The sequence below is a fragment of the Streptomyces sp. NPDC058964 genome (assembly GCF_042741275.1).
Taxonomy (GTDB): domain Bacteria; phylum Actinomycetota; class Actinomycetes; order Streptomycetales; family Streptomycetaceae; genus Streptomyces.
In genome coordinates, this window is record NZ_JBHYKH010000136.1 from 1 (window position 1) to 10085 (window position 10085).

The 10085-nt window shown below is 70.1% G+C and carries 9 protein-coding genes; 5 read left to right on the forward strand and 4 right to left on the reverse strand.

From position 1 onward, the window contains the following. Window positions 1-144 precede the first annotated feature (144 nt). Complete coding sequence (locus ACFW2E_RS18720; protein WP_384467707.1) at window positions 145-504, reverse strand: VOC family protein; 360 nt, start codon at window positions 502-504, stop codon at window positions 145-147. Window positions 505-637: 133 nt separating this feature from the next. Between ACFW2E_RS18720 and ACFW2E_RS18725 the strand changes: the two genes are divergently transcribed. After that, window positions 638-1144, forward strand: coding sequence for a CGNR zinc finger domain-containing protein (locus tag ACFW2E_RS18725; protein WP_384467709.1), 507 nt, complete (start codon window positions 638-640; stop codon window positions 1142-1144). A 110-nt stretch (window positions 1145-1254) separates the two neighbouring features. Here ACFW2E_RS18725 and ACFW2E_RS18730 read toward each other — a convergent pair whose 3' ends face one another. Further along, on the reverse strand, window positions 1255-2598 hold the full coding sequence (locus tag ACFW2E_RS18730; protein ID WP_384467711.1) for a UDP-glucose dehydrogenase family protein: 1344 nt from the start codon (window positions 2596-2598) through the stop codon (window positions 1255-1257). A 241-nt stretch (window positions 2599-2839) separates the two neighbouring features. Between ACFW2E_RS18730 and ACFW2E_RS18735 the strand changes: the two genes are divergently transcribed. The 3 genes from ACFW2E_RS18735 to ACFW2E_RS18745 all read left to right on the forward strand — a co-directional run bounded on the left by ACFW2E_RS18735 (window position 2840) and on the right by ACFW2E_RS18745 (window position 7272). After that, complete coding sequence (locus ACFW2E_RS18735) at window positions 2840-3946, forward strand: acyl-CoA dehydrogenase family protein (RefSeq protein ID WP_384467733.1); 1107 nt, start codon at window positions 2840-2842, stop codon at window positions 3944-3946. Between the two features lie 197 nt (window positions 3947-4143). After that, window positions 4144-6801 (forward strand): substrate-binding domain-containing protein, encoded by a 2658-nt coding sequence (locus tag ACFW2E_RS18740; RefSeq protein ID WP_384467713.1) that lies wholly within the window; start codon window positions 4144-4146, stop codon window positions 6799-6801. A 108-nt stretch (window positions 6802-6909) separates the two neighbouring features. Then, window positions 6910-7272 carry a four-helix bundle copper-binding protein gene (locus ACFW2E_RS18745; RefSeq protein ID WP_384467715.1) on the forward strand — a complete coding sequence of 121 codons (363 nt, stop codon included), beginning with the start codon at window positions 6910-6912 and terminating at the stop codon, window positions 7270-7272. Between the two features lie 67 nt (window positions 7273-7339). Here the strand turns inward: ACFW2E_RS18745 and ACFW2E_RS18750 are convergent, their stop codons facing one another. Next, the gene (locus tag ACFW2E_RS18750; RefSeq protein WP_384467717.1) at window positions 7340-8668 is read right to left on the reverse strand and encodes an LCP family protein; all 1329 of its coding nucleotides are present in this window, start codon (window positions 8666-8668) and stop codon (window positions 7340-7342) included. A gap of 119 nt (window positions 8669-8787) precedes the next feature. On the opposite strand from ACFW2E_RS18750, the gene ACFW2E_RS18755 reads away from it, so the two are divergent. Then, window positions 8788-9453 carry an acyl-CoA thioesterase gene (locus tag ACFW2E_RS18755; protein WP_384467719.1) on the forward strand — a complete coding sequence of 222 codons (666 nt, stop codon included), beginning with the start codon at window positions 8788-8790 and terminating at the stop codon, window positions 9451-9453. A 58-nt stretch (window positions 9454-9511) separates the two neighbouring features. On the opposite strand, the gene ACFW2E_RS18760 is transcribed toward ACFW2E_RS18755, so the two are convergent. After that, window positions 9512-10085 (reverse strand): LytR C-terminal domain-containing protein (locus ACFW2E_RS18760; RefSeq protein ID WP_384467721.1); only part of this gene is annotated, 574 nt, incomplete at its 5' end.

Sequence of the window (10085 nt, forward strand, 5' to 3'; positions counted from 1 at the left end):
GCCGTGGGTACCCCCGAACGCCCCACCCGCCGGGAAGGCCCCCGGCTCCGTGCGACGGTGGCGATGCCGCCGCGCATCACGACGCGGCTCACGACGACGTACGGACCCCGCCCAGGCTCCGTGGTGTCCTCCCGGCCGGCCCGGTCAGCTGGTGCAGAGACAGAAAGGGTGCCCCGCCGGATCCGCGTACACCCGCCAGGTGCGGGAGCGGTCCTCCGCGTCCAGAGGCCTCGCGCCCAGCTCCAGCACCCCCTTCTCCGCCGCGTCCAGGTCCGCCACCACCAGGTCCAGATGGAACTGCTGCGAGCCGTCGGTCCCGGGCCACTTCGGCGGTACGTAGCCGGGCGCGGCCTGGAACGCCAGCGCCTGGCCGCCGGGCACCTTCAGGTCGACCCACTCCTCGTTGTCCTCGACGGTGCCGCCCAGGACCCCCGCGTAGAACTCCGCGAGCGCGCGCGGGTCGGGACAGTCAAGGACGACGACGCCCAGTCTGGCGAGAGCCATGACTCCTCCTCGAATCCTCGGATCGAATTACTTCCGAGTTACCTTTAAAGGCAGGTAACCGGTAACCGTTACCCCATGCTCCCGGATGGGAGGTAACGTCGCAAGGGAATTCCCGGAAGGTAGCGTCACGGCCATGAGTGAGAGATCGCCCGCTCCCGGAGGCCTGGCCCTGGTCGAGTCCCTGGTGAACACGCTCGACCTCGAGTCGGGCGTCGACTCGCTCGACACGCCGGACGGCCGCTCCCGCCTCGGGCTCACGGAGGACGACCTGCCGGACGCCCGCGAACTGCGCGAGTCACTGCGCGCCGCGCTGCTGGCACACGCCGGACACCCGCCGCACCGGGAGGTCACCCCGCTGGGCGAACTGCTGGCCCGCGCGCCGCTGTACGTGGCGGTCGACGAGCGGGACGGCTCGGCCACCCTGGCCCCCGCCGACGCGGCCCCGCTGCTCTCCCGTGTCGCCGCGGCCGTGGCCCAGGCGCTGGTGGCGGGCACCTGGACCCGGCTGAAGGCCTGTGAGGCCGTCACCTGTCACTGGGCGTACTACGACCGCAGCCCGGCCGGACGCGGCCGCTGGTGCTCGATGCAGGTGTGCGGGGCACGCGCGAAGATGCGCCGGTACCGGGCCAAGGAGGGGTAGGCCACAGCCGGTTCCTCGGCCATCCGATGGTCTGGTGGTGCAGAATGCAACAAGACGCCGGTTCGGCCGACTGAGCCTCGGCCGAACCGGCGTCGTACGCTTCCGGGAGATCAGGCGGTCGGACGCCCCATCGCGCGGTACGTCCACCCGGCCCGCCGCCACCGCTCCGGGTCGAGAGCGTTGCGCCCGTCGAGGATCACCCGGGCCGCCGCGACCTCGCCCAGCGCGGCCGGGTCCAGCTCACGGAACTCCCGCCACTCGGTCAGGTGCAGGACCACGTCGGCGCCCCGCACGGCCGCGAGCGCGGAGTCGGCGTACCCCAGCGTCGGGAAGACACGGCGGGCGTTGTCCATGCCCTTCGGGTCGTACACCGTGACCTGGCCGCCCTGGAGGTGGATCTGGCCCGCCACGTTGAGGGCGGGCGAGTCACGGACGTCGTCCGAGTCGGGCTTGAATGCGGCACCGAGGACCGCGACCCGCCGGCCCAGGAACGAGCCGCCGCCCAGCGCCTCCCGGGCCATCTCGACCATCTGGCCGCGGCGCCGCATGTTGATGGAGTCGATCTCGCGCAGGAAGGTCAGTGCCTGGTCGGCGCCCAGCTCGCCCGCCCGGGCCATGAAGGCCCGGATGTCCTTGGGCAGGCAGCCGCCGCCGAAGCCGATTCCGGCGCGCAGGAACTTCTTCCCGATCCGGTCGTCGTACCCGATGGCCTCGGCCAGCTTCACGACGTCGCCGGCGGCGGCCTCGCACACCTCCGCCATGGCGTTGATGAAGGAGATCTTCGTGGCCAGGAAGGAGTTCGCGGAGGTCTTCACCAGCTCGGCGGTCGGGAAGTCGGTCACCACGAACGGCGTGCCGTCGCCGACCGGCGTCGCGTACACCTCGCGCAGCAGCTTCTCGGCGCGCTCGCTGCGCACGCCGACCACGATCCGGTCGGGGTGCAGCGTGTCCTGCACGGCGAAGCCCTCACGCAGGAACTCCGGGTTCCAGGCCAGCTCGGCGTCGGCGCCGGCGGGCGCGTGCCCGGCCAGGTCGGCGGCGAGCCGGTCGGCGGAGCCGACGGGCACGGTGGACTTTCCGACCACGAGCGCGGGACCGGTCAGATGCGGGGCGAGGGAGGCGATCGCGGCGTCGACGTACGACATGTCCGCCGCGTACTCGCCGTGCTTCTGCGGGGTGTTCACACAGACGAAGTGGACGTCACCGAACTCCGCCACCTCGGCCCAGTCCATGGTGAACCGGAGCCGCCCGGAGGAGCCCTCGATACCGGCCACGTGCCGGCGCAGCAGTTCCTCCAGCCCCGGCTCGTACATCGGGGTCTCGCCGCGTTCCAGCATCGCGATCTTCTCGGGCACGATATCGAGCCCCAGCACCTCGAACCCCAGCTCGGCCATGGCCGCGGCGTGGGTGGCGCCGAGATAGCCGGTGCCGATCACGGTGATCTTGAGGCTCATCGATGCTCCAGAGGGGTACGTGTACCGGTGCGGAGCCCGAGCATAGTCGGGGCATGCGCAAGGCCTTTCGCGGGCAACTTCCCCGCTGTCGCCAAGGTCACGTAGGCGTGCCCAGGGCCGCGCCTTAAAATTTGAGTTACTTAACGGTAATTAGCGTCAGTATCACTGCGTCTTTGGAGCGTGAGAGACCGTGGCCGGATCGGCTGACTTCGACCTGTACCGCCCTGCCGAGGAGCACGACATGCTCCGAGACGCCGTCCGCTCCCTGGTCGAGGCGAAGATCGCGCCGTACGCCACCGCGGTGGACGAGGAGGCCCGCTTCCCGCAGGAGGCCCTGGACGCCCTGGTCGCCAACGACCTGCACGCCGTGCACGTGCCCGAGGAGTACGGCGGCGCGGGCGCGGACGCCCTGGCCACCGTGATCGTGATCGAGGAGGTGGCACGCGCCTGCGTGTCCTCCTCGCTGATCCCGGCCGTCAACAAGCTGGGGTCCCTGCCGGTGATCCTCTCCGGGTCCGAGGACCTGAAGAAGAGGTACCTCTCGCCCCTGGCCAAGGGCGAGGCGATGTTCTCGTACTGCCTCTCCGAGCCGGAGGCGGGCTCGGACGCCGGCGGCATGAAGACCAAGGCGGTCCGCGACGGCGACCACTACGTCCTCAACGGCGTCAAGCGCTGGATCACCAACGCGGGCGTCTCCGATTACTACACGGTCATGGCCGTGACCGACCCCGCCAAGCGCACCAAGGGCATCTCCGCCTTCGTCGTCGAGAAGTCGGACGAGGGTGTCTCCTTCGGCGCCCCGGAGAAGAAGCTCGGCATCAAGGGCTCCCCGACCCGCGAGGTCTACTTCGACAACGTCCGCATCCCCGCCGACCGCATGATCGGTGAGGAGGGCACCGGCTTCGCCACGGCGATGAAGACCCTCGACCACACGCGCATCACCATCGCCGCCCAGGCGCTCGGTGTAGCCCAGGGTGCCTTCGACTACGCCAAGGGCTACGTCCAGGAGCGCAAGCAGTTCGGCAAGGCGATCGCCGACTTCCAGGGCATCCAGTTCATGCTCGCCGACATGGCCATGAAGATCGAGGCCGCCCGTCAGCTGACCTACGCGGCCGCCGCCAAGTCCGAGCGCGGCGACAGCGACCTCACCTTCCAGGGCGCCGCCGCCAAGTGCTTCGCCTCCGACGTGGCGATGGAGGTCACCACCGACGCGGTCCAGCTCCTCGGCGGCTACGGCTACACCCGGGACTACCCGGTGGAGCGGATGATGCGCGACGCGAAGATCACGCAAATATACGAGGGAACCAACCAGGTTCAGCGCATCGTCATGGCCCGCAACCTGCCGTAGGGCGAGCCGCCGAAGGGCTCCGGTTCCCCGCGACCTCGTGGCCCCCCGTCCGGTGCGGACGGGGGGCCGCTTGCGCATGCCTCCCGGTGTCCGCCCAATGTCCTTGTATGTCAAGGATGTTGAGGGGTGTCCGATGATAGCTTGTTGGCCCGGCTCGGCAGGGGTGCCGAGGTCGACGTCAAGATCGGTTGGTCCCGGTGACAGCAGTCCGTCCTTCTTGCACCGCGGTCGTCGTCACGGCGCTTCCCGTCGAGTTCGAAGCGCTGCGCTCCCATCTGGAGGCCAGGGGTGCCCAGCCCCGGGGCACGGACCGGTCCAACGGCACCGTCGTGCTGACGTACCTGCTCAAGGGCGCTCACGTCCCGTGGACCGTTCACCTGGCCCAGGTGGGTGAGGGGAACTCCGACGCGGGTCTGGTGACGCAGAACCTCCTGAGCACCTTCAAGCCGCTCGCCGCGCTCCTGGTCGGGGTCGCGGGCGGACTCAAGGACGACATCGTCCCCGGGGACGTCGTGATCGCCACCAAGGTGTACGACATCCACGGGGCCAAGGAGTCGCACCAGGGGCGCGGCGCCCGGCCTCGTGCCATCGACGCCTCGCACCCGCTCCGGCAGACGGCGCTCCACGCGACGGTGCGCAGCCGACGTCACTTCAAGCCGATCGCCTCCAGCCAGATCGTCCTCGACATCAGGTCCGGCAGCATCCGCAGGCGGCTCGACAGCACCTACCAGGACGCCGTGGCCATCGAGATGGAGGGCTTCGGCTTCTGCAACGCGGCTCGGCTCAGCCGCACCGAAGCGCTCGTCATCCGCGGGATCAGCGACAAGGCGGACGGCAACAAGAGCGGTGCCGACGCGGCGGGCGGCCAGCAGCGAGCGGCCGCGAACGCGGCCGAGGCGGCCGTCGCCGTCCTCGTGGAGCACCAGCCCGGACGCACCTCGCCCGCCCGACGCAGGGCACGCGAACTCACCGGCTGGTGGAGAAGCAGACCGGCGACCGGCAAGAAGGTCCTGACCGGCGTCGCGCTCCTTCTGGTGGCCGGGATCGTCTCGGCACCCCACATCCCCCCGCCGGGCGGCACCACCGAGTCCAGCAGCCGGCAGCCGCTCTCCAGGCTGCCGGCGTGCCACGGCACGTCCGGCACGCTCCACATCGCCGCTTCCGTGGACAAGTCCGAGCCCCTGCGCCATGCGGCGCGGGCCTACGGGCACCGATTAGCAGGCGGGAGGTGCTGGGGCATCCAGATCGACGACGGGAACTCCGGCGAGGTGATGCGGGCGCTCGTCGACGGCTGGCGCGAGTCCGACGGGCACAGGCCGGACGTGTGGTCGCCCGCCGGGAGTTCATGGCTCTCGCTGGCCCGTGCCACCGCGAAGGGGCGGAACAGGGCACAGTTCCCGGCGAAGGCCGGATCGATCGTGCAGAGCCCGCTGACCATCGCCATGCCGAAGCCGATGGCCGAGGCCCTGGACTGGCCCGAACGGCGGTTCACCTGGAGCGAGTTGGCCGAGTGGGCAAAGAGCGCGGACGCCTTCTGGGCACGGCACGGCCATCCGGAGTGGGGCGCGTTCAAGCTCGGCAAGACCAACCCCGGGTACTCCACCTCCGGGCTCAACGCCACCGTCGCCGCCTTCTTCGCCAAGACGGGCACCAGCGGTGAACTGGGCAGAGTGCACCTCGACAACCCCGCCAACCGGGCTTTCGTCGAGAGCATCGAGCAGGCCACGGTCCACTACGGCGACACGACACTGACCTTCCTGTCCAACCTCCGCCGGGCGGAACGCGGCGGCCCCGACAAGGCCATGTCGTACATCTCCGCCATCGCGCTGGAGGAGAGCACCGTGGCGGCCTACGACGCGGGCTACCCGTGCGGTGCGCTCAGCAAGCAGGACGGCTGCGCGCGGACCGCGCCGCCGGAGACCCCGCTGGTCTCGTTCTATCCGAAGGACGGAGTCCCCTTCTCGGACCACCCGTACATCGAACTGAACGGGATGAGCGCCGCCAAGCGGGCGGTGGCCGACGACTTCCTCGCCTACCTGCAGAGTCCCCAGGTCTACGCCGGCCAGTTCGCGCCCTACGGCTTCCGCGCGCACGACGGCCGGGTCGTCAAGGAGTCCACGCTCCTGCGCAACTCGCACGAGGTGCAGCCGGACGCTCGGTACACGCGCATGCCGATGCCCCGGGGCGACGTGCTCCAGCACCTGCTGGCCATCTGGCCCACCCTGCGCCGCCGCGCCAACGTGCTGGTCGTCATCGACAGCTCGGAGTCCATGAACGACGAGATCCCCGGCACCGGCGACACCAAGATCGAGCGTCTGAAGGCCGCCGAGCCCCGGCTCTTCGGCGAGTTCAGCGGCACCGACCGCGTCGGACTGGTGAAGTTCTCCGACGCGGACGTCCTCGGCGGCGGGCGCGACTACAAGGAACTGGTACCGCTCGGCCCGTACGACGAGAAGCTGAAGGGCGGCACGCGCGCACGGCTGCTGGCCGACAACGTCGACAACCTCCGGCCGGAAGGCGCGACCGGGCTGTACGACACGCTCGACGCCGAGGTGCGCACCATGCGCGAGCACTACGACCCGAAGGCCATCAACGCGATCGTCCTGCTCACCGACGGGCGCAACGAGGACAACGGGAGCCTGGCCAAGGAGGAACTGCTCAGACGGATCAGCGACCCCGGACAGCCTCAGATCCGCATCTTCACCATCGCCTACGGAAACGAAGCCGACGAGAACGACAAGCACGGCAGGACCGTGCTCCAGGAGATCGCGGACGCCGGCGGCGGGCAGGCGTACGACGCGAAGAAGGCCGAGACGATCGAGCAGGTGATCACCAGCGTGATCTCCAACTTCTGACCGGGCGTGGGCAGGAAGCCGTAGTACGAATGGCACTACCCGGCGGTCGGGCGTAGGACGGAAGCACGCGGGGCCCGTCCGGGGCCCCTCTCCCTCTCAGGAGGAGCCATGACCCAGCCCGGAACCATGAGCGCCATGAGCAAGGAGATGCAGGACTGCGTCGAGGCGTGCATGTCCTGTCACACCGTCTGCGAGGAGACCATGAGCTCCTGCATGCAGATGGGCGGCCAGGCCCAGATGCAGATCATGCGCGCGCTCATGGACTGCTCCGAGGTGACCCGAATGTGCGCGGACATGATGATGCGCCGCTCGCCGATGTCCCCCGAGATGTGCGCGATGTGTGCCAAGGCGTGCGAGATGTGCGCCGAGGCGTGTATGGCCATGCCGGACGACCCGCAGATGATGCGGTGCGCGGAGGCGTGTCGCCGCTGCGCGGAGACGTGCCGGACGATGGCGGGCGCGCGTATGTGACCCCCGCCCGACAGCGCGAAAGGGCACCCCGAGGGGTGCCCTTTCGGTGCCGTGGTGCCGCGGTGCCTCAGTTTCCGCCGACCGTCACGGGCTGGTCGTTCTTCAGCTCGTCCACGAGGGTCTTCACCTTCGCCTTGTCCCAGACGAGGTTGCCGCCTGTGGAACCCGAGATCGGCATGTTCATGGACTTGCCCTCACCGCCGCTGACGCTCTTCATCGCCCAGAACATCGACGCCAGGTCCCACAGGCTCATGTCCTTGTCGACCGTGAGGGAGTCCAGGCCCGCGCCCATGGTCGGGTAGAACTTGAAGGGGTTCAGGACCGTCGACGGGGTGGCCACCTGGTGGGCCAGGGCCGCCAGGAACTTCTGCTGGTTCTTCGTGCGCTGCAGGTCGCTGGCCGCGAAGGCGTGCCGGGTACGGACGAAGGCCAGTGCCTCCTCGCCGTTCAGCGTCTGCTTGCCCGCCTTGAAGTCGGCGCCCGAGTACTTGTCCTTGAAGCCCTTGTCGATGTCGATCTCGACACCACCGACCGCGTCGACGATGTTCGCGAAGCCGGCGAAGCCGATCTCGACGTAGTGGTCGATGTGCAGGCCGGTGTTGTACTCGATCGTCCGCACGAGGAGCGTCGGGCCGTCGAACGCGTACGCCGCGTTCAGCTTGTTCGTACCGAGCGGGCCCTTGATCTTGCCGGACTCCGAGCCCTGGAACTTCGGGATCGTGACGTTCGAGTCACGCGGCAGCGAGATCAGGGTGTCGCCGTTGTCACCGACGTGCAGGATCATCATCGAGTCGGTGCGCTGGCCCTCGGCGGAGCCGGTGTGCAGCTTCTTCTTGTCCTCGGCCGACATGCCCTTGCGGCTGTCGGAGCCGACGATCAGGTAGTTGGTGCCCTCGCCCGCCTCCGGCCGGTCTATGACCTTGGACAGGTCGACGTCGCGGTGGAGCTTGGAATCGGCCCAGAAGTAGGTCGCCACCGATGTGACCACCAGCACGGTCGCCAGCGTGATCACGGTCCACTTGATCCGGCGGCGCCAGTTCGGCCGCGGCCGGTAGCGTCCGACGTCCGGGTCCGCGTCGTTGTCGTTGGGAACGAAGCCGTCGCCCCGGCCGCCACCGCCGCCGTACACCTGGCCGGTGTTGTAGCCGCTGTCGTAGTCGCCGTAGCCGTCGTCGTATCCCTGGCCGTCGACGTACGACGGCTGCTGCGGGACGCCTGCGCCGTACGGCGGTCCCGACGGGCCGCCGTTGCCGTACCCGCCCTGCCCGGGCGGAGCCGCCGGGCCGCGCCGGACCTGGCGCATGACGCGGGCGCCCTCAGGCTGCGCGTTGGCGCTACCGCGTCCGTACCGGTTGCCGCGGTTATCGTCGGACCATCCCTCGGGCCAATCGTTCATGGGCCCCAGTGTGCAGGGTGTCGAGGTGTCCCTTACAAGGGGCGTCGAAAAATCAGGGCACCGCTGTTGCGAAGCTGACACAAATTCCGTGAATGTCGCTTCGGCATAAGGTGGGGGTCATGACAGACCAGGCCCCCGCCGCAGAGTCGGGTGTATCGGACATCCCGGGCAAGCCCACTTCGGCGTCCCGCACCACGCTGAGCCACATCATGACCCACAACGACACCAACCTCCTGGGCACGGTGCACGGCGGCGTGATCATGAAGCTGGTCGACGACGCGGCGGGTGCGGTGGCCGGACGGCACAGCGAGGGACCCGCCGTCACCGCCTCCATGGACGAGATGGCGTTCCTGGAGCCGGTCCGCGTCGGCGATCTGGTCCATGTGAAGGCCCAGGTCAACTGGACCGGCCGGACCTCGATGGAGGTCGGCGTCCGGGTCCTGGCCGAACGCTGGAACGAGTCCGCGCCGGCCACCCAGGTCGGCTCCGCCTACCTGGTCTTCGCCGCGGTCGACGCGGACGGCAAGCCCCCCCGGGGGCCGCCCGCGCGCCCCCGCACCCCCCCGGGCACACCCCCCCCACCCCCGGGCGGCCGCGCACACCTCTTCACCCCCGGGGGCGCCCCCCCCGCCACCCCCCCCACCCCCCCGCCGGTCGGCCCCGCGCCCCCCCACCACCCGCGCCGCTACCAGGAGGCCCAGATCCGCCGCACCCACCGCCTCGCCCGCCGCCAGGCGATCAGGGAACTGCGCGAGCGGCGAGCGGCGGAGGGATACGAGGACTAGCCGGAGGACCGGCGGAAACCGGGGAAGCCCCAGCGGCGCGGACCCACCGGCCCGTGTGTCAGGGGCACACCACCTCGTCCCCCCGCACCACCCCGGACGTCCCCTGGGCCGGATCCTGCGCCTTCACCTTCCGTACGTCGTTGGAGTCCGCGCCCGCGATCACCTTCAGCACCGCCCCCTGGCCGGGCCTGGCCCGCAGCTCGCTGCCCGGCAGGGCCGCCGCCAGCGATCTGGCGGAGCGGTCCCAGTGGGGGTCGTAGACGATCACCGTCCGCCGTACCGACTGTTCGGCCGAGGTCACCGGGTGATGGGTGGTGGCGAAGCCGGTCGCGGCCAGCGCAGTGTCGAGGCGCCTGGCCAGCCCGGCGGTCGAGGTGCCGTTCTCCACCTGGACCCGGATCTGCTGCGGGGCCACCCCCACCGGCACGGCGGCCGGGCCGCGCGGCGGACGGTTCACCGCGAGCGGCTTGTCGTCGCGCAGCGACTGGAACAGCTTGTCCGCCCCGGCCTCGTCCCACTTCAGCGTCGAGCCGACGCCGGGCACGACGTATTTCATCCGGCCGAGAGGGACCCGGGTGAAAACGGGCTGGGTGGGGGGGGACATCCCCAGCCCCCCGCCCCGGGGCACCCCC

Coding starts and splice junctions, on each gene's coding strand:
- ACFW2E_RS18735 (WP_384467733.1), top strand. CDS start 2,840: ATGCTCCGAGACGCCGTCCGCTCCCTGGTCGAGGCGAAGATCGCGCCG.
- ACFW2E_RS18730 (WP_384467711.1), bottom strand. CDS start 2,598: ATGAGCCTCAAGATCACCGTGATCGGCACCGGCTATCTCGGCGCCACC.
- ACFW2E_RS18745 (WP_384467715.1), top strand. CDS start 6,910: ATGACCCAGCCCGGAACCATGAGCGCCATGAGCAAGGAGATGCAGGAC.
- ACFW2E_RS18725 (WP_384467709.1), top strand. CDS start 638: ATGAGTGAGAGATCGCCCGCTCCCGGAGGCCTGGCCCTGGTCGAGTCC.
- ACFW2E_RS18720 (WP_384467707.1), bottom strand. CDS start 504: ATGGCTCTCGCCAGACTGGGCGTCGTCGTCCTTGACTGTCCCGACCCG.
- ACFW2E_RS18755 (WP_384467719.1), top strand. CDS start 8,788: ATGACAGACCAGGCCCCCGCCGCAGAGTCGGGTGTATCGGACATCCCG.
- ACFW2E_RS18750 (WP_384467717.1), bottom strand. CDS start 8,668: ATGAACGATTGGCCCGAGGGATGGTCCGACGATAACCGCGGCAACCGG.